Origin of the sequence: Streptomyces sp. JJ36 (genome assembly GCF_021696945.1) — a bacterium.
Taxonomy (GTDB): domain Bacteria; phylum Actinomycetota; class Actinomycetes; order Streptomycetales; family Streptomycetaceae; genus Streptomyces.
Window position 1 is genome coordinate 1 of the sequence record NZ_JACYHE010000086.1, and the last position, 25,061, is coordinate 25,061.

Consider the following 25,061-nt stretch of genomic DNA (forward strand, 5'->3'; position numbering starts at 1 on the left):
CGGCGGCGCGGCGCCCGTGGCGCCGCGGACCCGCCCGGCGCCCGGCGGCTGCGGGCCCGGCGGGTCGTCCTGGCGGCCGGCACCTACGGCACCCAGACCCTGTTGCACCGGATGCGCGACACCGGCGCGCTGCCCCGCCTCTCCGCCCGGCTCGGGGAGCTGACCCGCACCAACTCCGAGGCGCTGGTGGGCGCGCAGACCGTGGCCCGCCGCTACCGCGGCAAGTACGGGGCGGACGCCACGCTCGACTTCACCCGCGGGGTCGCCATCACCTCCTCCATCCATCCCGACGAGAGCACGCACATCGAGCCGGTCCGCTACGGCAAGGGCTCGAACGCCATGGGCGCGCTCACCACGCTCCAGGTGAACCACGCCAGCCGGCTGCCGCGCGCGCTGGCCCACGTCGGCACGTATCTGCGGCACCCCGTGCAGGTGGCGCGGCTGCTCAACAAGCGGAAGTGGTCCGAGCGCATCATCATCGGGCTGGTCATGCAGACGCTGGACAACTCGCTGACCACCTACCGCAAGGAGAAGGGGCTCGGCAAGGGCCTGCTGACCGCGCGGCAGGGCCACGGGGCGCCCAACCCGCTCTTCCTCCCGGAGGGCGCGGAGGCCGCGCGCCGCCTCGCCGAGGAGATCAACGGCTTCCCGGGATCCAACATCGGGGAGGTCATGGGCACCCCGCTCACCGCGCACTTCCTGGGGGGCTGCCCGATCGGGGCCGACGCGGACAGCGGGGTGATCGACCCCTACCACCGGCTCTACGGCCACCCGGGCATCTCGGTGGTGGACGGCTCGGCGGTCTCCGCGAACCTCGGGGTCAACCCCTCGCTGACCATCACGGCGCAGGCGGAGCGCGCGATGTCGCTCTGGCCCAACAAGGGGGACCGGGACCCGCGTCCGGCGCAGGGCGCCGGCTACGAGCGGGTCGCGGCGGTCGAACCGGCCCACCCGGCCGTGCCGGAGGACGCCTTCGCGGCGCTGCGGCTGCCGCTGCTGCCGGTGCCCGCGGTGCCGGGAGCGCGGGGTGCGGCGCAGCGGGAGGCCGAGGCGGCGGACCCGGCGGCCGGCGGGGCCCCGGCGGTGGACTGAGGGGCCGGCACGCACGCGTGAGGGGGGCGACGGCGAGGCCGTCGCCCCCCTCACGGGCGTTCCGCGGAAGGTGTGCGCGTTACGCGGCGGCGGTGCCGTCCGCGGCGTTCCGGCGGCGCCGCACCACGTACATCGCCCCGGCACCGGCGGCCACGGCGACGCCGCCCGCCAGCGCGATCATCGGGAGCTGCGAGCCGGAACCGGTCTGCGCCAGCTCACCGACCTGGCCCTCGGGCTTCACGTCCACCGGGCTCTTGCCGCCCTGCGGCTTCACGTCGCCGACCGTGCCGGGCTCGGTGTCCGGGGCCAGCACCTCGAAGGCGTACCAGTTCTCGTCGAGGTAGCAGTTGTCCTCGGTGCCGTAGACGCCGAAGGCGATGGCGACGGCGGCACCCGGGTCGGCCTTCTCGGAGATCTTGATCCGCATCGTGAAGGTGACCTTCTCGCCGGCTTCGACCGGCAGCGAGCCCGCGATGTAGCCGCCCTCGGAGAGCTCGTCCCGCCACTCGTTGCCGTCGAAGTACTCGATCTCGGCGAACTTGGCGGCCAGGTCGCTCTGGTAGTCGCCCTCCGCGTCCTCCTTGTAGAGCACCGAGGCGCCGAGGATGACCTGCTCGTGGCGGTCGCCCTTGCTGTTGTCGAGGGTGAGCTGGAACTCCTTCCAGCCGGAACCCGCGACGATCTTGTTCGGGAAGCCGCTGAGGCCGGCCGAGAAGTCGGCGGGCGCGCACTCCTCGGCGGGCTCCTCGCTCTCGCTCGGGGAGGCGGACGGCTCCGGCTCCTCCTCCTCGTCCTCGGGGGTGCTCTCCGAGGGCGTCGGCTTCGGGGACTCGCTCTCCTCGCCGCCGGTGTCCTCACTGGTGGAGGGCGTCGGCTCCGGGGACTCGGACTCCTCCCCGGTGTCCTCACTCGTGGAGGGGGTGGGCTCCGGGGACTCCGTCTCCTCGCCCGGCGTCTCGCCGTCCGTCTCCTCGCCCCCGGAGGCGTCCTCCTCGCCCGTCTTCCCCTCCTCACCGGCGGGCGTCTCCGCGGTCTCGGTGGTGGTGTTGCCCGTGCCCGTCTCGTCAGCGTAGGCGGGCGTCGCCAGCAGTGCGGCCGGAGCGATGACGGCCGTCGCGGCGGCAGCCGCAAGGGCGCGACGAATTCTCATGAATGACCTCGTCTGGACCGGATGAAAACAGGGAATGCCAGCGGCGGTGGGGGGCGCTCGGCGTGGCGGTGGCCCGTACGCTAGGGCCGGCACAAAGGGCCTGTCAGCCTCGTTGCACGTCCGAGACCTGCGTCTCCGGGGCATTCCGGGGGGTCAAACCGGACACGTTGCCGCAGTTGCCCTCGGGATCAGGAATTCCGTGTGAGGTATCTCACCGAGGGGGAATCCTGCCCTCGTGCATTCCCGCCGCCGGGATGCCGAAAAGGGAAGCGGGAATTCCGTGCGTGGTCCCGTCCCCCGGTGGGGGAGGAGCCCCGGGTGGCCGCCGGGTGGGTGGAGCGGCCGCCCCGGGGCCCCTTCCGTCGGCACCGTGGGCAGGCGACGCCGGGTGCCGGCGGGGGCGGCGCCGGGGGGTAGCGCCGCCGGGACCGTGGATCCGCGGAGCGGTCGGTCCTGGGCGTCCCCGGGACCGACCGCTGAGGCCCCTGCCGCAGCAGGGGTCGTGACCGGGCTGCTGTCCCCTGCTGTCCGGTCACGGCACCGGAGCGAGGTCCCACGACGCGCCGTTCCCCTCGGGGAGTGGGGGCGTCTCATCGCTCCGGTGGCACCGCCCCTGAGCCGCCGGGCACCGGCTGACCTCGGGACACCCGGTCCAACGAAGTCCCGTGGGGCCGGTCACGCTCCGTACGGGTGAGTCGTTGTGCGCCCACCTGACGCCCGGTGCTCACCCGCCACACGGGCCACGCTGCGTCACGCCCGTCACCGGGTGGTCTGTGGGTGGTCTCCGGGTGCCGCCCGGCCCGGGCCCGTGACGGCCCCTCAGGCCCGGCCGCGGCTCAGCTCCAGCAGCGTCATCGCCAGCGCGGTGCCGGGGCGGCCGAGCTGCTCGCGGTAACGGGTGAGGATCTCCGTCTCGCGGGACAGGTTCACCCGCCGCCCTCCGGAGTCGATCCGCGCCCGCTGGATGTCCGCGGAGACCCGCACCCGTTCGCGCACCAGCGCGATGATCCGGGCGTCCAGCGCGTCGATGCGCTCCCGCGCGCCGGTGATCTCCTCCGCCGCCTCGCCGGTACGGGCGCCGGTGCCGTCCGTGGCTTCCACCGTGGTGTCCATGCTGTGCTCTCCTGGGCTCGTGGAGCCCCGCACCGCCTGCCCGGGGACGGAGGAACACGCACCGTGCGAACGCCAGGCGCCCCGGGCCGGCCGGCCCGGGGCGCCTGGGAAGGTCGCGTGTCAGTGGCTCACGCGGACGACCATGGCAGCCGGACGGGCCGGTCGCCATAGGTAAACGAGAAGATCGTCTGCGTGCGCATACGGCCAGTATGCCCGGGTGCGCGCGGGCCCGTCCACTCACCGCCCGGGGCCGCCGGGGCCGCCGGGGCGCCCGTGCGGCCCCGGTAGACTGGGCGGCGTCCCCCGGCTGCCTTCCGCGGCGCCCGAGCGCCGCGCCCCCGGCCGGACCCGCCCGCTCCACCGCCGAAAGGCCGCTCGTGCCCGACACCGCCCAGAGCTCCCCGGACACCGTCCTGGTCGTCGACTTCGGCGCGCAGTACGCCCAGCTCATCGCCCGCCGCGTGCGCGAGGCCCGGGTGTACAGCGAGATCGTCCCGTCCAGCATGCCGGTGTCCGAGATGCTCGCCCGCAAGCCGAAGGCGATCATCCTCTCCGGCGGCCCCTCCTCGGTCTACACCGAGGGCGCCCCCGCCCTGGACCGCTCCCTCTTCGAGGCCGGTGTGCCGGTCCTCGGTCTGTGCTACGGCTTCCAGCTCATGGCCCGGACCCTCGGCGGCACGGTGGACAACACCGGCAGCCGTGAGTACGGGCGGACGGACCTCACCGTCCTCAAGCCCTCCTCCACCCTCTTCGAGGGCACCCCGGCCGAGCAGCAGGTCTGGATGTCGCACGGCGACGCCTGCTCGGCCGCCCCGGAGGGCTTCGCCGTCACCGCGTCCACGGACACGGTGCCGGTCGCCGCCTTCGAGGACGACGAGCGGAAGCTGTACGGCGTGCAGCACCACCCGGAGGTCATGCACTCGACCTTCGGCCAGCAGGTGCTGGAGCACTTCCTCCACCGCGGGGCCGGCATCAGCCCCTCCTGGACAACCACCAGCATCGTGGACGAGCAGGTGGCGGCCATCCGCGAGCAGGTCGGCGGCAAGCGTGCGATCTGCGGTCTCTCCGGCGGTGTCGACTCGGCCGTCGCGGCGGCGCTGGTGCAGCGCGCCATCGGCTCCCAGCTCACCTGCGTCTACGTGGACCACGGGCTGATGCGCCAGGGCGAGACGGCGCAGGTGGAGAAGGACTTCGTGGCCGCCACCGGCGTGCAGCTCAAGGTGGTCGACGCCGCGGACCGCTTCCTGGACGCCCTCTCCGGCGTCTCCGACCCGGAGGAGAAGCGGAAGATCATCGGCCGGGAGTTCATCCGGGTCTTCGAGCAGGCGCAGGCCGAACTGGTCGCCGAGACGGAGGAGCAGGGCGGGACCGCCCACGAGTACGCCTTCCTGGTGCAGGGCACCCTCTACCCGGACGTCGTCGAGTCCGGCGGCGGCACCGGCACCGCCAACATCAAGTCCCACCACAACGTCGGCGGGCTGCCGGAGGACCTGGAGTTCGAGCTGGTCGAGCCGCTGCGGAAGCTCTTCAAGGACGAGGTCCGGATGGTCGGCCAGGAGCTGGGTCTGCCGGAGGAGATCGTCCAGCGGCAGCCGTTCCCGGGTCCCGGCCTCGGCATCCGCATCGTCGGCGAGGTGACCCGGGAGCGCCTGGACACCCTGCGCGCCGCCGACGCCGTCGCCCGCGAGGAACTGACCGCCGCCGGGCTGGACCGGGAGATCTGGCAGTGCCCGGTGGTGCTGCTGGCCGACGTCCGCTCGGTGGGCGTCCAGGGCGACGGCCGGACGTACGGGCACCCGGTGGTGCTCCGGCCGGTGTCGTCCGAGGACGCCATGACGGCCGACTGGTCCCGGCTGCCGTACGACGTGCTGGCCCGCATCTCGACGCGGATCACCAACGAGGTGCCCGAGGTGAACCGGGTGGTGCTCGACGTGACGAGCAAGCCCCCGGGCACCATCGAGTGGGAGTGAGCCGGACCGCCGCCCGGCCCGCCCGGGGCTGAGGCGTGGGCCGCCCGGCCCTCCGTGGACGGGGGCGGCCGCCCGGGCCGGAAGGCCCGGGCGGCCGCCGTCCCTCCCGGCCGGATCAGGCGGAGGCGCCGGTGAGGGAGGCGAAGACGACCACGTTGTCGGAGTAGTAGTGGCGCTCCGGGTCGTAGTCGCCCCCGCAGGTGATGAGGCGCAGACCGGCGTGGTCGAGGTTGCCGTAGACCTCCAGCGTGGGGAAGTCGGCCTTCGGGTAGCGGGCGACCCGGTCCACCGCGAACTCGGCGGTGCGCCCGTCCTCCCGGGCGACCTCGATGCGGTCGCCGGCGCCCAGTTCGCCGAGGCGGTAGAAGACCGCTTGTTCACCGTTCCAGGTGACATGCCCGGAGATCACCGCGGGGCCCTGCTCGCCCGGGGCCGGGCCGGGCGTGTACCAGCCGGCCAGCCCGGGGTCCTGCGGCGTCTCCATCGCGCCGTCGGACTGGCGGCCGAGCCGCTCCAGGGCCGAGTCCACCCCGAGCGAGGGGATGGACACCCGCACCGGATCCGACTCCGGCAGCACCGTGCCCGGTGCGGCACGCTTCCCCCGTCCCGCGCCGCGGTCACCGGATTCCTGTGCCCCGTCCCGGGCTCCATCCCGCGCGGTGTCCTGGCCCGCGGGGGCGGCCTGCGGCGGTTCGGGCGGGCCGGTCCGGCCGCCGCTGGAGAGACCCGCGGTGATCAGGCCCGCCGCCAGCACCCCGAGCAGCGCCGCCACCGCGACGAGTCCGCGACTGCGCATGGCCGCCCCCTCAGTGGTCCCGCCGGGGCGCCCGGCACCACGCCACGAGCAGCGCACCGCCCGCGGCGACGAGCCCGGCGCCGCCCGCGGCCACCAGCCCGTCCGCGGCGAGGGCGGAGGCGGGGCCGTTCTCCGTGCCGCCGCCGGTCTCCACCCCGCCCTCCGGCATCGTGCCGATCGCCGCGCCCTGGACCAGGCCGCAGGCCGCGGGCGCGGTCGCCTCGAGCGGCAGTTCCTCGTTCAGCGGGCTGGGACCGGCTCCCGCGTCGTACGCGCCGTCGCCGTTGACGTCGATGCCGTGCTGCACGATGTGCAGGTCCTTGATGTGGTCGGCGACGTCCTGCGACACCTCCAGGGTGCGTTCGTAGGACAGCTTGCCCTCGGCGTCGGCGGTGGGCATGCGGTCCACGGCCAGGGCGCTGTCCGGGGTGGTGTCGCCGTCGGTGGTCAGGGCGATCTGCACGTTGCCGTAGGAGGGGACGCCCTCGGGGGTGGAGACGATGCCGTCCCCGTCCTTGTCGTCGTCCGGGGTGGGGCAGTGGAAGTCCCGGCCCTCGGTGGAGCCGTGCAGATGCTGGGCGTGTGGTGCGTTGGGGACCAGGCCCTGCGCCTCGATCTTCACGGTCAGCCGGGTGCCCTGCACGCTCAGCATGGCCGTGCCGGAGGCACCGGAGTCGTTGAGGTGTTCCAGGTCGATCTGGTGGGCGGCGGGGGTGCTGCCCCCGCCGTCGGAGGAGACGGTGGCGGTCGCCGGTATGGCGACGGCGCCGCCGATGGCGAGCCCGGCCAGCGTGGAGATGGTTGCGGTGCGCCTGGACATCACGGTCGATCACCCTTTTCGGTGGCGGAGTCTTGCAGGGGATTCGGGGCCGCGGGGAGGGCGGATTGGTCCGGTGTCAGAAACGCCGCCCTGTCACCGGGCCTGTTGCCAGAGCACTGCGAAATGTAGTAGTTCTTATACATGGGTGAGCACGTGCACAACAGGCTGGCGGTGGTCCGGGCGGAGCGGCGGGTCTCGCGGCAGCAACTGGCCGAGGCGGTCGGCGCGCACTACCAGACGATCGGCTACATCGAGCGCGGGCAGTACAACCCGAGTCTCGATCTGGCGCTGCGCATCGCGGCCTTCTTCGAGCTGCCCGTGGAGGCGCTGTTCTCGCTGGAGCCGTTCCGGCCGCTCACCGACGAGGTCTACGGGAGGAAGGCGACATCATGACGGGGACCACCCGCACCGGGACACCGGGCGGCACGCGGCACACCACCCGCTACGACCGGTGGGCGTACCGCACCATGAACGACGCACGCATGCGGCATCTGCACGCCACCGCAGGCCGCCGCCGCCTCTTCGTGGCCGCCCATGTGCTGCTGACCGCGGGCGCCACGAGCGGCGTCGTCCTGCTGACCGCCACCGGTCAGCCGGGGTGGGCGGCGCTGCCGGTCGCCGTCCTGCTGGTCTGGGTGCCGGTGACGGGCGTGCTCAACTCCGCCACCCGCGGCCTGCTGGAGCTGCGGAGCCGGATGCTCGACGAGCGGCAGGTGCACGAACGCGCCACGGTCCACGCTCTGGCGCACCGGGTCTCCTTCCTGGTGATGCTGACCGCCTTCGCGGGCCTCGCGGTGGCGCACGGCGCCGGCGCGGGGCTGGACGCCCTCGCGCCGCCGATCGCCGTCACCGGGCTGGGTGTGCTCGTCGTCCACTGGCTGCTGCCGCTGTGGATCGCGGTGCTGCGCGCCCCGGACGAGCCGGGCCCGGACGAGGACGACGCGTTCGCGGACGACGACGGGGAGGCGCCGGGGCGGGCGCCCGCGCCCACCGCCTGGCCCGGCGCGCCGCGCTGAGCCGGGCGCCGGCGCTGAGCCGTGCGCAGCGCACGCGCGGGTCGTACGGGCCGCGGGGCGCTGCGCACGCCTGTGCCCCGGGCGGCCCGGGGCACAGGGCGCCCGGGCCGGCCGCAGGCGACGACCGTCCTCGGTGGACGGGGATTTCCCACGCTGCGGCCGAGCCGCCGCATTCTCCCTTCTTGCCGTCCGTGCCTTCCGTGCCGTCCGTGCCGCCCGGTTGTTTCTTTCGCGCCGGGCGAGAATTGCCCGGCGCTGTCCGGGGGCCGGCGACGGTGGCCGTGGACATGTTCCCGGGTTCCGGAGGCGCCGGAGCACGCGCCGGAAAATGCGGGTTTCCGCGGCTCCGGGGCCCGGCGCGGCCAGCGGGGCACGAGCGGAGCGCGGGGGTGAGCCTTGCCGTCCGCACTGGTCAGGGGAGTGCGGGGGGGGTGCGCCGGGGTGTGCGGTGACACGGCTGCACGTGCAGGTATTCCGTTTGCGTCGGATACGCCGGGTGCCGGGGGATTACGGAAGACGGAGCAACCCGAAAGGGCGGAAAGGGCGCCGCGCCGGAAAAGTAGTATTGACCCGGATGCCCGTTCCTCAGGATTGTGGACACGGCCCGCTCGCCGGCGGGTCCGGCGCCCGGGTAATTCCCGGGGGTGCGGCAGCGGGGAATTCCGCCGCGGCGCCCGTCGCGGCGGACACCGCCGGCGACGAGCCGGGCGGGGTGAGGGCCGGCCAGGCGGCGCCACCCCTCGGCCCGCCCACCCCGGACCGGGGCGGACGCCGGCGTGTTCACCCTCCACCGCCGGCCTCCGCCCCACCACGACGCCCGGCGCCGCGCGGCGCGCCGGACCGGAGAGAAGGAGCACTGTGCGTTCAGCCTGGCGGAAATCTCTCGTCACCGCGGCGGCCGTCGCCGCACTCTGCGCCCTGACCCCCGGCGGGGGCAGTGCGGCCGTTCCGTACGCCGTCGCCCCCCGGGCCGACGTCGTCGCGCTGGTCAACGCCTACCGGGCGGAGGCCGGTTGCCCGGCGGTGCATCCGCATCCGGCGCTGCGGCACGCGGCCTCGGTGCACAGCGATCACATGGCCCGTACGCAGCGGCTCACCCACCAGGGCGCGCGCGGCTCGGGCCCTGGCCAGCGGGCTGACGCGGCGGGGTACGACGCGTCCCGGGTGGCGGAGAACGTCGCCCACGCCGGGCCGGCGGCCGAGGTGGTCGCCACCTGGATGAGCAGCCCCGGGCACCGGCGGAACATGCTGGACTGCCGCTACCGCAACATCGGCGTGGGCATGACCCCGGACGCCGGGGGCCTCTGGTGGACGCAGCTCCTCGCCACCGGCGCACGGTGACCCGGGTGCGCCGCCCGTACGGGCCACGGCACCCGTACGCGCCGCCTCGCCCCTGCGGACCCGGGGCCCGCAGGGGCCCCGGCGCCCGGCGGCCGGCGGCTCGCCGCCTCAGACCAGCCGGCGCGCCGTGGCCCAGCGGGTCAGCTCGTGCCGGTTGGAGAGCTGGAGCTTGCGCAGCACCGCCGAGACATGGGACTCCACCGTCTTCACCGAGATGAAGAGCTGCTTGGCGATCTCCTTGTAGGCGTAGCCGCGGGCGATCAGCCGCAGCACCTCGCGTTCCCGCTGGGTGAGGCGGTCCAGGTCCTCGTCCACCGGCGGAGCGTCCGTGGAGGCGAAGGCGTCCAGGACGAATCCCGCCAGCCGGGGTGAGAAGACGGCGTCCCCGTCCGCCACCCGGAAGATCGCGTCCACCAGGTCGGACCCGGTGATGGTCTTGGTGACATAGCCGCGGGCGCCGCCGCGGATCACGCCGATCACGTCCTCCGCGGCGTCCGAGACCGAGAGCGCCAGGAAGCGCACCGGGTCCTCCGCGGCCGCCGTCAGCGAGGCGCTGCGACGCAGCACCTCCACCCCGCCGCCGCCCGGCAGATGGACGTCCAGCAGCACCACGTCCGGGCGGGTGGCCCGGATCACGGTCATCGCCTGGTCCACGTCGCCGGCCTCGCCGACGACCTCCACGCCCGTGCTCTCCGTGCGCCCGATCTCGGCCTGCACGCCCGCGCGGAACATCCGGTGGTCGTCGACCAGCACCACCCGCGCCCGGCGTCCGCCGGTCCACTCCGCCGTCCCGGCTGCCTCGTCGCTCACGCTTCCGCCCTCTCCATCTCCAGCTCCACCTCCGTGCCCCCGCCCGCCGCGGAGCGGATGCGTGCCGTGCCGCCGTTGCGCTCCATCCGGCCGATGATCGACTCGCGGACGCCCATCCGGTCGGCCGGCACCGCGTCCGGGTCGAACCCCGGGCCGCGGTCGCGCACCGAGACGAACACGGTGTTCCCCTCGACCTCGGCGAAGACCTGCACCGTGCCGCCCTCGCCACCGTACTTGGCGGCGTTCACCATCGCCTCGCGCGCGGCCTGGACCTGGGCGCCGAGCCGTTCGTCGAGCGGGCAGTCGCCGACGCACACCACCTCGACCGGCACCCCGTGGTGGTCCTCCACCCCGGCCGCGGTGGCCTTCACCGCCTCCGCCAGGGTGTCCGGCTCGTCGGACTCGTCCCTGCCGTTGCCCTGCGGTTTGTAGAGCCAGGCCCGCAACTCCCGCTCCTGCGCCCGGGCGAGCCGCGCGACCTCCCGCGGGTCCTCCGCGTTCCGCTGGATCAGGGTGAGGGTGTGCAGCACCGAGTCGTGCACGTGGGCCGCGACCTCGGCGCGTTCCTGGGCGCGGATCCGCATCAGCCGCTCTTCCGAGAGGTCCTGCATCATCCGCACCAGATACGGGCCCGCGAGCAGCGCGATGCCGACCACCACGGCGAGCGCCGCCTGCAGCACCGGCCCGAGCTGGCGTGCCGAGCCCTGGATGACCACGATGCCCGTCACCCCGGCTGCCACCAGCGCCACCCCGGCCGTGCTGCGCACCATCCGCAGCGTCCCGGTGCGCCGCCCCACCTCGGCCCAGTGCGCGCGCCGGGAGTCGTCCGCCTGCCGCCACACCAGCACGACGCCGAGACCGATGAGGATCAGCGGCCAGAGATACGCGTTGGCCCGGCCGAACGGCAGCGGGTCCCCCAGTACCGTCACCCCGACCAGCAGCGCCAGCACCGCCAGCACCTGTCCCTTGTCGAGGCGGGGCACCAGGCGCAGCCGGCGCCGCCGGCGGGCGGCGTCCACCCCGCCCTTGCCCAGCGGCACCACGAACCAGAAGGCGGCGTAGAGCAGCACGCCCAGACCGTTCGACATGCACAGCGCCACGAAGACGATGCGCACCCAGGCCACCGGCAGCCCCAGGTGGCCGGCCAGGCCGCGGGCGACACCGCCGAGCATGCGGCCCTCGGCCGAGCGGTAGAGCTTCCGCAGCGGTTCGTCGTCGGTGGCTCCGGCATGCGCCGGCGCATGCGTGGGCGGGGCTGCGGAGGTCATGCCCCGATCGTCACACGGGCGGGCGGCGGCGACATCAGGGCAGACCCTGATCCGTCCCCCAGGCCGGCCCCGGCCCCGGTGCCGCGCGGGGCCGGGATCTCAGGGACGGCTCGGGGACAGCCCCGATGCCGGGCCGCCCCGGGACACGACACCATGGGGGCCATGAGCGACGACCAGCAGCCGCCGCCCGGCACGGGCGGAGGCCCGCGCCTGCGCAAGGAGCCCGGCGCGGGCGGCGCCTCCGGCAGCGACGGCGCGTCCGGCGCGCCCGGCCCGGAGGAGGCGCCGCGGCGGTTCGTGCGCAGCCGCAAGCACAAGATCGTCGGCGGGGTGTGCGGCGGGCTCGGCCGGTACTTCGACCTCGACCCGGTCGTCTTCCGGGTGCCGCTGGCCGTGCTCTCCGTGATCGGCGGCCTCGGCCTGGTCTGCTACGGCCTGGCGTGGCTGCTGGTTCCCCTCGACGGCCGCCGGGACAACGAACTGCGCCGGCTGCTCTCCGGGCGGGGCGAGGGCGCCTCCCTCTCCGGCGTCCTGATCGCCCTGGTCGGCTGCGCGTTCTTCCTCGCGTCGGTGGGCACCTCCCGGACGCCGTTCTCCTCCGCACTGCTGGTCGCCGGCGCAGTGGCGGCCGCCGCCCACTGGTCGCAGCGGCGGCGCCGGGCGCAGTCGGCGGGCCCCGAGGGGGCGCCCGGTGATCCGGCCGCGGCCCAGGCGGCGGCCGAGGCGCCGCCCGAGACGGAGGCGCCACCGGTACCGGCCACCCCCTCCTGGTGGCGCGAGCCCGCCGCCGGGCAGGCCGGGCGGGACACCGGTTATCTCTGGGGCCCGGACGACGTCACCCCGTACACCCCCGAGGACCGGGCCGCCTTCCGCCGCCGGCGGCGCCGTGAACGGCAGTCGATCGGCGGGCTGGTCTGCCTGCTGGCCGCGCTGGCCGCGCTGTTCGCACCGGCGGAGAGCTGGGCCTCCGAGCCGCTCTCCACCAGCCTCACCCTCTCCCTGGGCAGCGCCCTGGCGGTGCTCGGCCTCGGCATCGCGGTCAGCGCCTTCGTCGGGCGGGTCGGCGTGGGCACCGTCCTCGCGGTGCTCCTCACCGGCGGCCTGCTGGCGGGCGCCGCGGTCGTCCCCGAGGACATCACCACCCGCTGGGACGACACCCGCTGGGCACCGGCCGCCGCCCCCCTCGTCCGGGACCGTTACGAGCTGGGCACCGGCCGCGCGGTGCTGGACCTGACCGGGCTGCGGCTGGACGAGGGCCAGACCGTACGCAGCGAGGTCCGGCTGGGCGCCGGGGAGCTGCGGGTGCGGGTGCCGGACGACGTACGGGTGCGGCTGCGGGTCGACGTCGGGGTGGGCGGGTACCGCCTGCCGGCGTCGTACCCGGCCACGGGCCCGGCCACGGACGACGCCACGGGCGGTACGGACGGGTCGCGGGGGAGCGACGGGGGGCGGACCGGCGGGGGTCTGGGTGCCGAGGCCCGCCACCTCCTCCGCCCCGCGGGGGAGGCCCGGGGCACACTGGTGCTGCGGCTGAAGGTCGGGGTCGGGGAGGCGGTCGTGGTACGCGAGGAGGCGGCGCGCGGTGCGGCGCGACAGCCCGTACGCGCGCCCGGGACGCCCCCGCCCGCGAAGCGGCCCCCGGAGGACGTACGGGAGGGAACGGCACGATGACCCGGCACCGTTTCGAACCCGCCCGGCTGCTCCTCGGCCTCCTGCTGCTGGGCGCGGGGCTGGCCCATGTGCTGGACGCCTCGGGGGCGCTGGACCTCCCCACCGCGCTGCTGCCGACGCTGGTCCCGGCCGCGCTGGCGCTCGGCGCGCTGGCCGGCCTGGCGGTCTTCCTGGTCCGCCGGGGGAGGTGCGGGGAGGACCGGCGTGCGGACCGGCGTACCGCCTCCGCTCCCGGCGCGGCCCCGGAGCCCGGTCCGGAGGACGGCGCGCCGCCCGGGACCGGGCGGGAGCCGGACCCGCCCCCCGCCCCGGAGTTCCCCCTGGAGGAGTTGCGGCGCGGCTACGAACGCTCCCGCGGCCCGCACCCGGACTGACCCGGCCCCGCGTGCGGGACCCGCCCGTCGTGCCCGGCCGGCTAGCCGAAGATGTGCCGGCCGCGGCGCCGGCGCCGGGTCGCCAGCACGGCGTCCAGCGACAGCAGCGGTGCCCCGGCGAGGATCAGCGGCGTCCACGCCATCAGGTAGGGCAGGTCGTTGCCGTAGTAGTAGGGGTCGCTGGGCCAGCTCACCGTCAGCCAGAACGTCAGCGAGATGACGGCTCCGCCCAGTGCCGCCAGCCGGGTCCAGAGGCCGGCCAGCGTGCCGAGGCCGACCGCCAGTTCGCCGGTGGCGATGGCGTAACCGAACCCCTCCGGGTTCTCCAGCGCCAGATCCACCATCCAGGCCGCGCCGGCGGTCTCCCGCACGGCCTCCAGCATCTGGGCCAGCGAACCGGGCCCGGAGGACGAGAGGAACGCGTCGTCGGTGAGCTTGTCCAGGCCGGCGTAGACGAAGGTGAAGCCGAGGAAGATCCGCAACGGCAGCAGCGCGTGCCGCGCGGCCGTGGCCCGCAGCCCTCCGTCCCCCGGGGCACCGGCGCCGGGCGGGCCCCCCGCGGGGCCGAGCCCCCCGACCGCCGGTCCGCCGTCGCCGCCCCTGCCTGCCCCCAGTGACATGACCGTCCCGCCTTCCGTCTCCGTCGGTGCGTGCGGTGTGCTGCGGACCCGATTCTTCCGCGCCCGCCCGCTCCTGAGGCAATACGGCTGCACGCGGCAGGTCGTTCAGCGCCGGGCCGCGCCCGCGCACCGGCGCGGGCGCCTCGCGCGCGCCGGGATCCGGGGCGGCCGCACCGGGTTCCGCGGCGGTCCGGCCACCGGGCGCCCGCCCCCGCCCGTACCGGCCCCCGGCCCGCGGGCGCCGGAGGCAGCCTGGCTAGGCTCGCGCCCATGGAGACCCTGACGCACGTCTTTGTCGGCCTGCACATCCTGGGCATCGCCGCGCTGCTCGGCGGCTTCTTCGCCCAGCTCACCGCCCTGCGCAACGGCACCGCCCGGGTCCAGCCCGGCATGCTGCACGGCGCGCTCACCATGCTGGTGACCGGCGTCGTGCTGGTCGGCCTCAACCAGGCGCGGGACGTGCCGGTGGACAACGTCAAGATCGGCGTGAAGCTGGCCGTGCTGGTGGTGATCCTGGCGCTGGTCTACGTGAAGCGGGACGAGGAGCGGCTCTCCCCGGCCGTCTTCGGCAGCATCGGCGCGCTGACGACGGCCAACGTCTTCATCGCCGTGCTCTGGACGTGAGGCCCCGGGGGTGACCGGGGCGGCACGTCCAGCGCACGGCGGCCGCGGGAAGCCCCCCGCGGCGGCCCGTCACGCGGGCCGCACCGCGCTGTGGAACGGCATGTAGTCGATCGACTCGTAGCGGACGACCGTGCCCGGCTTCGGCGCGTGGATCATCTGCCCGTCGCCGGTGTAGATGCCGACATGGCTCACGTCGTCGTAGAAGAACACCAGGTCGCCCGGGAGCAGCTCGGACCGCGGGACCGTGGTGCCCGCGTCCACCTGGTCGAAGGTGGTGCGCGGCAGCGAGACGCCCGCGGCCTGCCAGGCGTCCTGGGTCAGCCCCGAGCAGTCGTAGGAGTTGGGGCCCGTGGCGCCGTAGACGTACGGCTTGCCGAGCTGTGCCTTGGCGAACTCCAGCACCTTGGCGGCCTTCGCGGCGTAGGAGTCCGTACCGGAGTCCGCGCCGCCGGTGTCGGTGCCGGTGTCGGTGCCGGTGTCCGTGCCGTCGTCGGGCGGGGTCGCCGCCTCCTGCTCCTGGCGCTGCTCCTCGGCCTCCCGGCGCCGCTCCGCCTCCGCGCGCTCCGCCGCCTTCCGGCGGGCCTCCTCCTGGCGCTCGCGTTCCAGCGCGGCCAGCCGGGCCTTCTCCTCGGCGGTCAGCTTCGCCAGCAGCTCCCGGGCCTCGGTCAGCTTGCCCTGCACGCGCTTCTTGCTCTTCTGCAGCTTTTGCTGCGCCGTGGTCAGCGAGGCGAGCTGCCGCGTGGCCTGCGCCCGCTTCTCGGCCGCCTCCCGCTGCCGCTCCCGGAGGTCGGTCACGGCCTGCTTCTGCCGTCCGGTCATCCGCTCCATCAGGTGCCGCTGGCTGAAGTAGCCCTGCGGGTCTTCGGAGAGCAGCAGGGTGGCCGTGCCGGACATCCCGCCCGTGCGGTACTGCGCGGCCGCGAAGCGGCCGAGGGTGCGGCGGGCCTCGTTCACCTTCCCGGCGCGCCGGGCGACCTCGTCCAGCAGCCCGTCGACCTTCTTGCGCTGCGTCTCGGTCCGCTCCTTGGCGGCGTTGTAGCGCTGGGTCTCGCTGCCCGCCTGCCGGTAGAGGGCGTCCACCCGCTTCTTCACCTCCTCGATCGACGGCTTGTCCCCGGTGCCGGGGTCGGCCTGGGCCGTCTGGGAGAGGAGGGTGACGGAGGCGAGCGCCGCGGTGGTGACGCCGACGGCGCCGCTCCGGGAGGCGGTGGACTGCAGCAGACTCGGACGGGGCTTGCGGTGGGACGCCAAGGCCGGAGGGCTCCTTCCATGGACCGCCTACCGGGTTAGCTGACGGGTTCGGGCCTGTGGGGACACGGAAGGCGGCCCTACGGGACGCGCGTGGCACGCGCCCCGATTCACCCCGGGAACGGTGGGTCCCCGGCTCCGGCGGTCGCCGGACTCGGCGGAGACGGCCCGTGCCGGGCTCCTCGCCGGCTGCGGGGCGGGCCGTCTGGCACGGCACCGTAGCGAAGGTGTGGTACCGGTGTGAAGCCGAAGGTCGATACGTCCGATATCTTTCCGTGACCTGACGGCACCGGCGCGGGTGTGTCGGCGCGGCGGCCTAGACTCGGACGACGATGAGCAGCCTCTTCGACGACAGCTTCCTGGCGGACCTCGAGCCCACGGGCGCCCGGGACCCCCTGGGCCCCGGGGACGTGCTCCCGGGGGACGACCCGCCGCCGCCCGGTCCCGAGGAGCCGGAGGGGGCCGAGGAGATCCCCGACGGCCTCTTCAGCGGCTCGTACGCGGGCTCCGGCGGCCGGGACGCGTACCACCGGGACGGCGCGCCCCGGACCGTCGTCGACGCCGCGGCGCTGCTCGAGGGGATGAACGACCAGCAGCGTGAGGCCGTGCTGCACACCGGCTCCCCGCTGCTCATCGTGGCCGGCGCCGGGTCCGGCAAGACCCGGGTGCTCACCCACCGCATCGCCCACCTGCTGGCCGCCCGCCGGGTGCACCCCGGGCAGATCCTCGCCATCACCTTCACCAACAAGGCGGCGGGGGAGATGAAGGAGCGGGTGCAGGAGCTGGTCGGTCCCCGCGCCGAGCGGATGTGGGTCTCCACCTTCCACAGCGCCTGCGTGCGCATCCTCCGCCGGGAGAGCAAGAAGCTCGGGCTGACCTCCAGCTTCTCGATCTACGACGCCGCGGACTCCAAGCGGCTGATGGCGCTGGTCTGCAAGGACCTGGACCTCGACCCCAAGCGCTTCCCGCCGAAGTCCTTCAGCGCGAAGGTCTCCCACCTGAAGAACGAGCTGATCGACGCGGAGGACTTCGCGGCGCAGGCGCAGGACGGCTTCGAGAAGACGCTGGCCGAGGCGTACACGATGTACCAGGCGCGGCTCCGCGAGGCCAACGCGCTGGACTTCGACGACCTCATCATGACCACCGTCCACCTCCTCCAGGCCTTCCCGGACGTCGCCGAGCACTACCGGCGGCGCTTCCGCCACGTGCTGGTCGACGAGTACCAGGACACCAACCACGCGCAGTACATGCTGGTGCGGGAGCTCGTGGGCACGACCGCCCCCGGCGAGGAGCGGCGCCCGGGAAGCGCCGACGGGGACGCCGACGGGGGCGAGCGCCCCGTACGGGAGCAGGCGGAGCTGTGCGTGGTCGGGGACGCCGACCAGTCGATCTACGCCTTCCGCGGCGCCACCATCCGGAACATCCTCCAGTTCGAGCAGGACTACCCCGACGCCACCACCATCCTGCTGGAGCAGAACTACCGCTCCACCCAGACGATCCTCTCCGCCGCCAACGCCGTCATCGAGCGCAACGAGAACCGCCGCCCGAAGAACCTCTGGACCCAGGCCGGCGAGGGCACCCGCATCACCGGGTACGTCGCCGACACCGAGCACGACGAGGCCCAGTTCGTCGCCGAGGAGATCGACCGGCTCACCGACGCGGGGCTGGCCCGCGCCGGCGACGTCGCCGTCTTCTACCGCACCAACGCCCAGTCCCGGGTCTTCGAGGAGGTCTTCATCCGGGTCGGGCTGCCGTACAAGGTGGTGGGCGGCGTCCGCTTCTACGAGCGCCGCGAGGTCCGGGACGTCCTCGCCTACCTCCGGGTCCTGGCGAACCCGGAGGACGCGGTGCCGCTGCGCCGCATCCTCAACGTCCCCAAGCGCGGCATCGGGGACCGTGCCGAGGCCATGATCGAGGCGCTGGCCCTCCGGGAGAAGATCACCTTCCCGCAGGCCCTGGCCCGGGTGGACGAGGCGTACGGGATGGCCGCCCGCTCGGCGAACGCGGTCAGGCGGTTCAACACGCTGCTGGAGGAGCTGCGCACCGTCGCCGAGTCGGGCGCCGGGCCCGCCACGGTCCTGGAGGCCGTACTGGAGCGGACCGGCTATCTCGCGGAACTCCAGGCGTCCACCGACCCGCAGGACGAGACCCGCGTGGAGAACCTCCAGGAACTCGCCGCCGTCGCCCTGGAGTTCGAGCAGGAGCGGGGCGAGGAGAACCCGGGCACGCTCGCCGACTTCCTGGAGCAGGTCGCGCTCGTCGCCGACTCCGACCAGATCCCCGACGACGAGCGGGAGGAGAGCGACGGCGTCATCACCCTGATGACGCTGCACACGGCCAAGGGGCTGGAGTTCCCGGCGGTCTTCCTGACCGGCATGGAGGACGGCGTCTTCCCGCACATGCGTGCCCTGGGGCAGACGAAGGAGCTGGAGGAGGAGCGCCGGCTGGCGTACGTGGGGATCACCCGCGCCCGGGAGCGGCTCTACCTCACCCGTTCCACCCTGCGCAGCGCCTGGGGCCAGCCGCAGTACAACCCGCCGTCCCGGTTCCTGGAGGAGATCCCGGAGCAGTTCGTGGACTGGCGGCGGACGGGACCGGCGGCGCCACCCGGGCCCTCGGGCCCCGGAGCCGGCCGTACGGGCGGGGCCGCGCTCGGCGCGGGCGGCGGCCGGCGCGGGGCCTCCGGGTTCGCCACCCGGCGCGCTGCGGAACGCCCTGTGGTGGCGCTCTCCGTGGGTGACCGGGTCACGCACGACACCTTCGGTCTGGGCACCGTGACGGGCGTGCGGGGCAGTGGGGACAGCGCCGAGGCGACGATCGACTTCGGCGGGGAGAAGCCCAAGCGGCTGCTGCTGCGGTACGCGCCGGTGGAGAAGCTCTAGTTCCTGTCCGGCTCATCATCTCGGGCCCGCGACGCCCGGCACGCACCGGCGGGCCCCGGCGATCGGTGGCCGGTCGCCTCCCCGGGGCGGCGGGGTGGTGCCGTGGCCCGGCCGGTCAGCCGGGTTCGAGACCGTGCGAGCGGAACCAGGGCAGCGGGTCGATCGCGGAGCCGCCGCCCGGCCGGACCTCGAAGTGCAGATGCGGGCCGGTGGAGTTGCCGGAGTTGCCGGTGTAGCCGATCACGTCGCCGGCCTGCACCGAGCCGGACCGGATGCGGGTGCTGCTGAGGTGGCAGTACCAGGTCTCGGTGCCGTCCGGGGCGGTCACGATCATCATGTTGCCGTAGGAGGAGTTCCACTGGGTGGTGACGGTGCCGTCCGTCGCCGCCTTGACCGGGGTGCCGTAGCTGGCCGGGAAGTCGATGCCGGAGTGCACGGACATCCAGTTGATGCCTGCCTGGCCGTAGTAGGCGCTGATCCCGAAGCCCTCCACCGGGAGTGCGAACTTGGGGCGCAGGGCCTCCCGGCGGGCGGCCTCCGCGGCCCTCCGCCGGCGCTCCTCCTCCTGGCGCTTCTTGAGGTCGATGCGCTCCTGGGTACGGCTGGCGCGGTCGGCGAAGTCGTCGGCGTTGTCCGAGAGGGTGGCGAGCTGGGTGTCGAGCTTGCTGTCGGCCTTCGCGGTCTTCTCGGCCGGGGCGGCGTCGGGTGCGGCGGCCTGCGGGGACTCCTCGTCCTCGCCGGGGGCGCCGACGGAGGCGGCCGCGATGCCGGCGACGCCCAGGACGCAGACGGAGGGCGCGGCCACGGTGAGCAGTGCGGAACGGCGGGGCTTCGGGGAACGGCGGCGGCCACGGCCCTGCGGCGCGGGGATCCGGGACGCCGCCGGGGGATCGGGTTCCGCCTCGGGAGCGCCGGACGCCGCGCCCGGCGTGTCCGGGGCCTCGGGATCGTCGGCAGGGTACGGCGCCGCGTCGTCCGTCGGCGCCGTCTCCGCGGCTTCCGTCCCGCCGGTGCCGTACTGCTCGCCGTAGGGATCCGCCGGGTAGGCGTCGGGGCCGTACGCACCGGAGGCGTCGGCGGGGACGTCGGTCCCGAAGTCCCCGCCGTACGCGCCCGCGTACGTGTCCGGCTGCTCGCTGCCGTAGGGGTCGCTGCCGTACTGCTCCGTGCCGTAGGGGCCGGTGGGGTGGCTCTCCGCGTCCGGCGCCTCGCCGCCGTATGACCCGACGCCGCTCATGTCGAACGAGCCGCTGCCCCAGGCGGTGGCGTCGTAGCCCCCGGTCTCGTACGTGCCGGTGTCGTAGCCGGTCGTGTCGTACGCGCCGGTGTCGTACGCGGGGCTGCCGTAAGCGGGGGTGTCGAAGGTGCCGTGGCCGGTGTCGTACGCGGCGCCGTCCCAGCCGGTGTGGGCGCCCGGGGCCCACTGTGCTCCGGCGTCCGGGACGGGGAAGCCGTGGCCTGGCTGCTCCGGGCCTGGCTGCTGCGGGGCGGCAGGGTAGCCGTCCGTGGGCCAGCCGGCCTGGAAGTCGTGGGCCGCCGGGGCGTAGCCGTCCTGGGGGGCGCCGTAGGCGCCGGCCAGGGGGTCGGTGTGCGCCCAGGTGCCGGTCTCCGGGGAGCCGGGGAGGGCGCCGAAGAGCGGGTCGCCGTCGCCGTAGCCGCCGTAGGGGGCGGACGGACCGCCGTAGGCGCCGTAGGCCTCGGGCGCTTGGCCGTCCCAGCCGGTGGTGTCGTAACCCCCGGTGTCGTACGAGCCGTAGGCCGGCCCGTCGGGTGCGCCGTCCTGGGCACCGTACGAGAAGCCGGAAGCGGGCTCGGCCGGAAAGCCGGTTCCCGGCGGGTGACGGTCGTTCACCACCAACTTCTCTTTCGCCTCGGCAGCAAGGGGCGGAGCAGTGGCGGTGACTGTACCCGGCGGTACCTGACGGCGACAATCTTCGGCAGGTTTCGGGGGGCCGGGAAACGGGCATTCGGACGTCTTTCGGCGGACTACGGGCCGGTAGTCGGCGGGGCGTTCGAAGTGTGTTCGAGGTGGTTCGGTCGGTCACCGGTGGTGTCCGACGACTTCCGCGGCGTTCGACGGCGTTCCGTGTGGCTTTCCTGCCGGAGCGTTTCGTCACCGGGGGTCCTCCGACCCGGCCGGCGGCCTGGGCGACGGCCCCGCGTCCGGCGCGCGGCCGGTTTCCGTGTGATTTCCCCCTCCCTGTGGAGCGCGGAGGACGACCGATGCGCGATCCTGGCGATAACGTGCGTTCACTCGGTCGTCAGAGAAGACGCCGAGGCCGTCGTAGAGGGAGGCAGTGATGGGTGTGTCGGGTCCGATCCGCGTGGTGGTCGCCAAGCCGGGGCTCGACGGCCACGATCGCGGCGCCAAGGTCATCGCGCGGGCGCTGCGCGACGCCGGCATGGAGGTCGTCTACACCGGGCTGCACCAGACGCCGGAGCAGATCGTGGACACCGCGATCCAGGAGGACGCGGACGCCATCGGCCTCTCCATCCTCTCCGGCGCGCACAACACGCTCTTCGCCAAGGTGCTGGAGCTGCTCCGGGAGCGCGACGCGGAGGACATCAAGGTCTTCGGCGGCGGGATCATCCCCGAGGACGACATCGTGCCGCTCAAGGAACAGGGCGTCGCGGAGATCTTCACCCCGGGCGCACCGACCACCGAGATCGTGGACTGGGTCCGCGACAACGTGCGCGGCATCTCGGCCTGAGCCGGGCGCCCGCCCGCCCCGCCGTGCGGCCACAGCGGGGCGTGAGCCGGGCGGGACGGGCGGGGACGGCGCCCTCAGGAGCCGCGGTCCCCGACCTTGGGGTCGACCGCGGAGGCGGTCAGGTAGTGCTCGTCCTCCCAGTCGGCGAAGAGGTCGTCGTCCCAGTCCAGGCCGAGGTCGTCCGCCACGTCCACCACCCGGAAGCCGTCCCGGAGAACGCCGGTGACCTGCACCGTCTCGCCCTCCGACACCTCCGTGCCCGCCGCGGAGACGACCGGCAGCGGGTCGGTGCCGTCCTGGCCGGTGGGGGCGACGGTGAAGGCGCTGTCGTTGACGACCTCGTGCACCTTGGCGGTGAGCCGGATCTTCTCGCCGGACCAGCGGTCGACGTCGGCCCAGAAGTCGTCGCCCCGGACCTTCTCCACCTCCCGGGACGGTTCGGGAGCGGCGGGCTCGTCGTCGCCGCAGGCGGCCAGACCGGCCGAGCCGATCACGAGGGCGCACAGCAGGGCGCCGGTCCTCCGGGTGCGGCGACGCTGCACCGTGGCAGGCATGGGATGCGGTCCTCTCGGTCGGGTCCGTCTCTCCGTGCGCACCTGAGGGGTTGACAGACGCCGGCGCCGTGAAACGGACCGGCGTGGAACCCGTGCCCCCGGTGTGCACCGCCCCGGTGCCCACCACGTCCGGGCCGCATCGCGCCGTCCGGCCCGCCGGACGTCCCGGACCCCGCCGCCCCCTCCGGAACGGACACCGCCCGGACCGGGGCGGCCTCCGCTGCTGCCCGCGCATGCCCCGGCGCGGGGTCTTCGGGACTCCGCACCCGGCCGCCACCGACCCTCAGCCGGACGGCGTCGCCCCCTCCGGGGGCTCCTCCCCGCGCAGCTCGGCGAAGATCGTGGCGCGCAACCGCAGGGTGGCCACCAGCCGCTGGAACGCCTCGGCCCAGTAGCCGCCGGCACCCGGCGAGGCGCCCTCCGGCTCGTCCGGCACGGCGGCGAGCGGCGCCAGCCGCTCGGCGTCCTCCGGTGCGAGACACCGCTCGGCCAGCCCCATCACCCCGCTGAAGCTCCACGGGTAACTCCCCGCGTCCCGGGCGATCTCCAGAGCGTCCCGCACCGCCCGCCCGAGCGCCTCCGACCAGGGCACGGCGCAGACGCCGAGCACCCGGAAGGCGTCCGAGAGCCCGTGCGCCCCGACGAACTCCGCCACCCACACCGCGCGTTCCTCCGCCGGGAGCGCCGTCAGCAGCCGCGCGGGGTCGCCGGGGCCCTGCGCCGGCGGTGCGGTGGCCGGGCCGAGCAGGGCCCGCGCCCACGCGGCGTCCTGCTGCCGCACCGCGGCCCGGCACCAGGCCGCGTGCAGATCCTCGCGCCAGCCGTCGGCCACCGGCAGGCCGACGATCCCGGCGGGCGGCAGCCCGAACACCCGCGGCCAGGTGCCGAGCGGGGCGGCCTCCACGAGCTGACCCAGCCACCAGGCCCGTTCGCCGCGCCCGGCGGGCGGCTTGGGCAGGACGCCGTCCCGCTGCATCGCCGCGTCACACTCGTGCGGCGCCTCCACCGCGACCCGGGGGCCCGTCCCGCTCGTACGGTCCGGCCCCACGCAGGAACGGGCCCGCTCGGCCATCCGGCCCGCCAGCGCGGAACCCGGAAGCGCGGACAGCAGCTCCGCCGCCGTGGCCCGCACGGTGCGGCTGCGGTCGCTGAGCGCCCGCTCCAGAAACGGCTCGTCCGCGGGCGACAGTTCCTCCCGCAGGGTGTCCAGGAAGAGCAGGCGGTCCTCCGCCCGCTCCTCGGCCCAGCTCCCGGCCAGCAGCGCCAGGCCCGCCGCCGGATCGTGCCGCCGCACCGCACCGAGCAGCGCGACCCGCTCCGCGAACAGCCCCTCCTGCCACACCCGTTCGGTGGCGGCAACCTGCTCCGGGCCCGTGGCCGTGTCCGCCCCGGCGCCCGCCCCCGGCGCCGCCGGGACCGGCCATCCGTCCCCGCCCTGGCGGAGTGCGAACTTCCAGTCCGGGTTCAGCCGCGCCAGCCACCGGGCGCGGGGACCCGCGAAGGTCAGGACCTGCGCCCGCAGGTCCGTACGGGAACGGGCAGCGTCCAGCAGGGCCGGCACCCGGGCCTCGGGCGCGCGGTAGCCGTGCCGGTTGGCCGCCGCCAGCCACTGGGGCAGCAGCTCCCCGAGGTCCGGAGCCGCACCGCGCCGCCCCCCGCCCCCGCCGCCCGGCCGGTGGGCGAGCAGCAGGACCAGCCGCTGCTCCGCCGCCGGGGGCAGCGGCGGGCGCGGGTCCCGTGGCGCCCGCTCCGGGCGCGGGGCCGCCACGACGGGGCGTATCCCGGCTCTGCGCCGCACCGTCTCGACGGCTGCGGAGTCCAGCAGCGCCGCCACGCTCCCTCCCGGCGGGGTCCGCCGTTCGGCCCCCAGCAGGGCGGCCGTGACCAGCTCCTGCCACGACGCGGTGCCCGCCATCCCTCGCTCCCCTCCGTCGGTCCGCTCCGCACCCCGGCCGGTGCCCGGCCGGCCCGCCGTCCCGGCCGTCACAGGGCCACCGCCGCCGGCGACGTCTCCTCCTCCGCCCCCGGCCGCCACGCCGTGTACGGGGCGAAGCCCCGGTGCCCGCACTCGCCGAAGACCGTCACCGGCTCCCCACCGGAGAGCGCCGCCAGCCGCCACAGCCCCGACGGCTCCGTGCCCGGCGCGACGGGCAGCGCCGCGTCCCCCGCCGCCTCCACGAGCTGCCAGCACCCGTCTCCCAGCGGCACCGGCACCACCCCGGTCAGCACCGTGGGCCAGCCGTTCAGCCAGGGGTCCTCGCAGAGCGCCGCGCCATAGCCCGCCAGAGCGCCCGCGACCGGGCCCCCGGAGGCGGCGGCCGCGGCCGGCCGCGGCACGAACCCGGGGCCCGGCACGCCGTGCCGCTCGCCCAGCGCGGCCCGCAGCGGACGGGCGCCCGGATGGAACGCCACGTCCGCCTCGAACGCCGCGCCCACCGGCAGCGAGGGCTGCGGGGCCCGCCCCGCCGCACCGAAGGCGAGCACCAGCGCGTGCCGGCCCGACTCCCGCCCGTACAACCAGATCCGGCGCACCGTCAGCTTCCCCTCCGGGGCGTCCCGCTGGGCCAGCACCAGCCAGGTGTCCCGCTGCCGCGCCGCGGCGTCGGCCAGCAGTCCGGCGGTGTCCACGGTGAGCCCGACCCGCGCCCGTACCGTCGCCGCCAGCGGCTCGGGCAACCCGTCCAGCCCGAGCCAGGCACGGTTCAGCAGATGCAGCAGGGCGCACTCCGCGAGGAGCCGCTCCGGCCAGTCCGCGCCCGAGGCGGGCACCGAGCCCAGCTCGCGGATGCGGGAGGCCAGCCCGGGGGCCTGCGCGTCGACCATGCGGGCCGCCATCTCGTCCCACGGTGCGTACCCCGCCCGGTCCGCTCCCGCCAGGCCGCCGCGCAGCAGATCGGCGAGACGCTGTTCCAGCTCCGTCGCCCCGGCGGCGATGGCGCGCGCCCGGCGCTCCGCCCGGCGCCGGGCGGCCTCCGGACCGGCGGCCGGTCGCGCCCCGCCC

22 protein-coding genes and 1 riboswitch are annotated in these 25,061 nt (G+C 75.2%); of the genes, 10 read left to right on the plus strand and 12 right to left on the minus strand.

From position 1 onward, the window contains the following. Positions 1-1,092, plus strand: a 1,092-nt coding sequence (locus HOY81_RS23770; protein ID WP_237322733.1) for a GMC oxidoreductase, incomplete at its 5' end; no start/stop codon positions are given. 79 nt (positions 1,093-1,171) lie between these two features. Here the strand turns inward: HOY81_RS23770 and HOY81_RS23775 are convergent. Together HOY81_RS23775 and HOY81_RS23780 are read right to left on the minus strand one after the other, a co-directional pair. Continuing rightward, a complete protein-coding gene (locus HOY81_RS23775; protein WP_237322734.1) occupies positions 1,172-2,242 on the minus strand; it encodes an LPXTG cell wall anchor domain-containing protein in 1,071 nt (356 codons plus the stop codon). A gap of 819 nt (positions 2,243-3,061) precedes the next feature. Further along, the gene (locus HOY81_RS23780) at positions 3,062-3,355 is read right to left on the minus strand and encodes a chorismate mutase (protein ID WP_237322735.1); all 294 of its coding nucleotides are present in this window, start codon (positions 3,353-3,355) and stop codon (positions 3,062-3,064) included. 377 nt (positions 3,356-3,732) lie between these two features. Here HOY81_RS23780 and guaA point away from each other — a divergent pair, with 377 nt between their 5' ends. Further along, complete coding sequence (gene guaA / locus HOY81_RS23785) at positions 3,733-5,325, plus strand: glutamine-hydrolyzing GMP synthase (RefSeq protein WP_237322736.1); 1,593 nt, start codon at positions 3,733-3,735, stop codon at positions 5,323-5,325. Between the two features lie 115 nt (positions 5,326-5,440). Here guaA and HOY81_RS23790 read toward each other — a convergent pair whose 3' ends face one another. Together HOY81_RS23790 and HOY81_RS23795 are read right to left on the minus strand one after the other, a co-directional pair. After that, positions 5,441-6,121 carry a class F sortase gene (locus HOY81_RS23790; protein WP_237322737.1) on the minus strand — a complete coding sequence of 227 codons (681 nt, stop codon included), beginning with the start codon at positions 6,119-6,121 and terminating at the stop codon, positions 5,441-5,443. Between the two features lie 10 nt (positions 6,122-6,131). Beyond that, positions 6,132-6,944 carry a hypothetical protein gene (locus tag HOY81_RS23795; RefSeq protein WP_237322738.1) on the minus strand — a complete coding sequence of 271 codons (813 nt, stop codon included), beginning with the start codon at positions 6,942-6,944 and terminating at the stop codon, positions 6,132-6,134. A 138-nt stretch (positions 6,945-7,082) separates the two neighbouring features. On the opposite strand from HOY81_RS23795, the gene HOY81_RS23800 reads away from it, so the two are divergent. The 3 genes from HOY81_RS23800 to HOY81_RS27710 all read left to right on the plus strand — a co-directional run bounded on the left by HOY81_RS23800 (position 7,083) and on the right by HOY81_RS27710 (position 9,298). Further along, positions 7,083-7,334: a helix-turn-helix transcriptional regulator gene (locus tag HOY81_RS23800; protein ID WP_237322739.1), complete on the plus strand. Its 252-nt coding sequence runs from the start codon at positions 7,083-7,085 to the stop codon at positions 7,332-7,334. Beyond that, positions 7,331-7,957, plus strand: coding sequence for a hypothetical protein (locus tag HOY81_RS23805; protein ID WP_237322740.1), 627 nt, complete (start codon positions 7,331-7,333; stop codon positions 7,955-7,957). The genes HOY81_RS23800 and HOY81_RS23805 overlap by 4 nt, the downstream gene beginning before the upstream one ends. 858 nt (positions 7,958-8,815) lie before the next feature. After that, positions 8,816-9,298 carry a CAP domain-containing protein gene (locus tag HOY81_RS27710; protein ID WP_237322741.1) on the plus strand — a complete coding sequence of 161 codons (483 nt, stop codon included), beginning with the start codon at positions 8,816-8,818 and terminating at the stop codon, positions 9,296-9,298. Between the two features lie 108 nt (positions 9,299-9,406). Here HOY81_RS27710 and HOY81_RS23815 read toward each other — a convergent pair whose 3' ends face one another. Next, a complete protein-coding gene (locus HOY81_RS23815) occupies positions 9,407-10,108 on the minus strand; it encodes a response regulator transcription factor (protein WP_308341184.1) in 702 nt (233 codons plus the stop codon). Then, positions 10,105-11,376, minus strand: coding sequence for an ATP-binding protein (locus tag HOY81_RS23820; RefSeq protein ID WP_237322742.1), 1,272 nt, complete (start codon positions 11,374-11,376; stop codon positions 10,105-10,107). The genes HOY81_RS23815 and HOY81_RS23820 overlap by 4 nt, the downstream gene beginning before the upstream one ends. Positions 11,377-11,538: 162 nt before the next feature. Here HOY81_RS23820 and HOY81_RS23825 point away from each other — a divergent pair, with 162 nt between their 5' ends. Together HOY81_RS23825 and HOY81_RS23830 are read left to right on the plus strand one after the other, a co-directional pair. Then, positions 11,539-13,047, plus strand: coding sequence for a PspC domain-containing protein (locus HOY81_RS23825; RefSeq protein ID WP_237322743.1), 1,509 nt, complete (start codon positions 11,539-11,541; stop codon positions 13,045-13,047). Next, a complete protein-coding gene (locus HOY81_RS23830) occupies positions 13,044-13,421 on the plus strand; it encodes a hypothetical protein (protein WP_237322744.1) in 378 nt (125 codons plus the stop codon). The genes HOY81_RS23825 and HOY81_RS23830 overlap by 4 nt, the downstream gene beginning before the upstream one ends. 41 nt (positions 13,422-13,462) lie before the next feature. Here HOY81_RS23830 and HOY81_RS23835 read toward each other — a convergent pair whose 3' ends face one another. After that, the gene (locus HOY81_RS23835; RefSeq protein WP_237322745.1) at positions 13,463-14,041 is read right to left on the minus strand and encodes a DoxX family protein; all 579 of its coding nucleotides are present in this window, start codon (positions 14,039-14,041) and stop codon (positions 13,463-13,465) included. Between the two features lie 270 nt (positions 14,042-14,311). Between HOY81_RS23835 and HOY81_RS23840 the strand changes: the two genes are divergently transcribed. After that, positions 14,312-14,665: a hypothetical protein gene (locus HOY81_RS23840; RefSeq protein WP_237322746.1), complete on the plus strand. Its 354-nt coding sequence runs from the start codon at positions 14,312-14,314 to the stop codon at positions 14,663-14,665. 69 nt (positions 14,666-14,734) lie between these two features. On the opposite strand, the gene HOY81_RS23845 is transcribed toward HOY81_RS23840, so the two are convergent. Beyond that, on the minus strand, positions 14,735-15,916 hold the full coding sequence (locus HOY81_RS23845) for a C40 family peptidase (RefSeq protein WP_237322747.1): 1,182 nt from the start codon (positions 15,914-15,916) through the stop codon (positions 14,735-14,737). Between the two features lie 8 nt (positions 15,917-15,924). Then, a riboswitch (cyclic di-AMP (ydaO/yuaA leader) is annotated at positions 15,925-16,083 on the minus strand. Between the two features lie 162 nt (positions 16,084-16,245). On the opposite strand from HOY81_RS23845, the gene pcrA reads away from it, so the two are divergent. Further along, positions 16,246-18,795 (plus strand): DNA helicase PcrA, encoded by a 2,550-nt coding sequence (pcrA, locus tag HOY81_RS23850; protein WP_237322748.1) that lies wholly within the window; start codon positions 16,246-16,248, stop codon positions 18,793-18,795. A 115-nt stretch (positions 18,796-18,910) separates the two neighbouring features. Here the strand turns inward: pcrA and HOY81_RS27715 are convergent, their stop codons facing one another. After that, positions 18,911-20,650, minus strand: coding sequence for a peptidoglycan DD-metalloendopeptidase family protein (locus HOY81_RS27715; RefSeq protein ID WP_308341187.1), 1,740 nt, complete (start codon positions 20,648-20,650; stop codon positions 18,911-18,913). A gap of 445 nt (positions 20,651-21,095) precedes the next feature. On the opposite strand from HOY81_RS27715, the gene HOY81_RS23860 reads away from it, so the two are divergent. Continuing rightward, on the plus strand, positions 21,096-21,506 hold the full coding sequence (locus tag HOY81_RS23860) for a cobalamin B12-binding domain-containing protein (RefSeq protein ID WP_237322749.1): 411 nt from the start codon (positions 21,096-21,098) through the stop codon (positions 21,504-21,506). A gap of 74 nt (positions 21,507-21,580) precedes the next feature. Here HOY81_RS23860 and HOY81_RS23865 read toward each other — a convergent pair whose 3' ends face one another. From HOY81_RS23865 to HOY81_RS23875, 3 genes are all read right to left on the minus strand, one after another. Then, entirely contained in the window at positions 21,581-22,060 is a 480-nt protein-coding gene (locus HOY81_RS23865) for a hypothetical protein (protein WP_237322750.1), read from the minus strand. 283 nt (positions 22,061-22,343) lie between these two features. Continuing rightward, positions 22,344-23,975 carry a DUF5691 domain-containing protein gene (locus HOY81_RS23870; protein ID WP_237322751.1) on the minus strand — a complete coding sequence of 544 codons (1,632 nt, stop codon included), beginning with the start codon at positions 23,973-23,975 and terminating at the stop codon, positions 22,344-22,346. 68 nt (positions 23,976-24,043) lie between these two features. Continuing rightward, the coding region (locus HOY81_RS23875) for an SWIM zinc finger family protein (RefSeq protein ID WP_237322752.1) at positions 24,044-25,061 on the minus strand (1,018 nt) is incomplete at its 5' end.

Coding starts and splice junctions, on each gene's coding strand:
- HOY81_RS23825 (WP_237322743.1), top strand. CDS start 11,539: ATGAGCGACGACCAGCAGCCGCCGCCCGGCACGGGCGGAGGCCCGCGC.
- HOY81_RS23805 (WP_237322740.1), top strand. CDS start 7,331: ATGACGGGGACCACCCGCACCGGGACACCGGGCGGCACGCGGCACACC.
- HOY81_RS23835 (WP_237322745.1), bottom strand. CDS start 14,041: ATGTCACTGGGGGCAGGCAGGGGCGGCGACGGCGGACCGGCGGTCGGG.
- HOY81_RS23790 (WP_237322737.1), bottom strand. CDS start 6,121: ATGCGCAGTCGCGGACTCGTCGCGGTGGCGGCGCTGCTCGGGGTGCTG.
- HOY81_RS23870 (WP_237322751.1), bottom strand. CDS start 23,975: ATGGCGGGCACCGCGTCGTGGCAGGAGCTGGTCACGGCCGCCCTGCTG.
- HOY81_RS23840 (WP_237322746.1), top strand. CDS start 14,312: ATGGAGACCCTGACGCACGTCTTTGTCGGCCTGCACATCCTGGGCATC.
- HOY81_RS23860 (WP_237322749.1), top strand. CDS start 21,096: ATGGGTGTGTCGGGTCCGATCCGCGTGGTGGTCGCCAAGCCGGGGCTC.
- HOY81_RS23800 (WP_237322739.1), top strand. CDS start 7,083: ATGGGTGAGCACGTGCACAACAGGCTGGCGGTGGTCCGGGCGGAGCGG.
- HOY81_RS23775 (WP_237322734.1), bottom strand. CDS start 2,242: ATGAGAATTCGTCGCGCCCTTGCGGCTGCCGCCGCGACGGCCGTCATC.
- HOY81_RS23780 (WP_237322735.1), bottom strand. CDS start 3,355: ATGGACACCACGGTGGAAGCCACGGACGGCACCGGCGCCCGTACCGGC.
- HOY81_RS23830 (WP_237322744.1), top strand. CDS start 13,044: ATGACCCGGCACCGTTTCGAACCCGCCCGGCTGCTCCTCGGCCTCCTG.
- HOY81_RS23865 (WP_237322750.1), bottom strand. CDS start 22,060: ATGCCTGCCACGGTGCAGCGTCGCCGCACCCGGAGGACCGGCGCCCTG.
- pcrA (WP_237322748.1), top strand. CDS start 16,246: ATGAGCAGCCTCTTCGACGACAGCTTCCTGGCGGACCTCGAGCCCACG.
- HOY81_RS23820 (WP_237322742.1), bottom strand. CDS start 11,376: ATGACCTCCGCAGCCCCGCCCACGCATGCGCCGGCGCATGCCGGAGCC.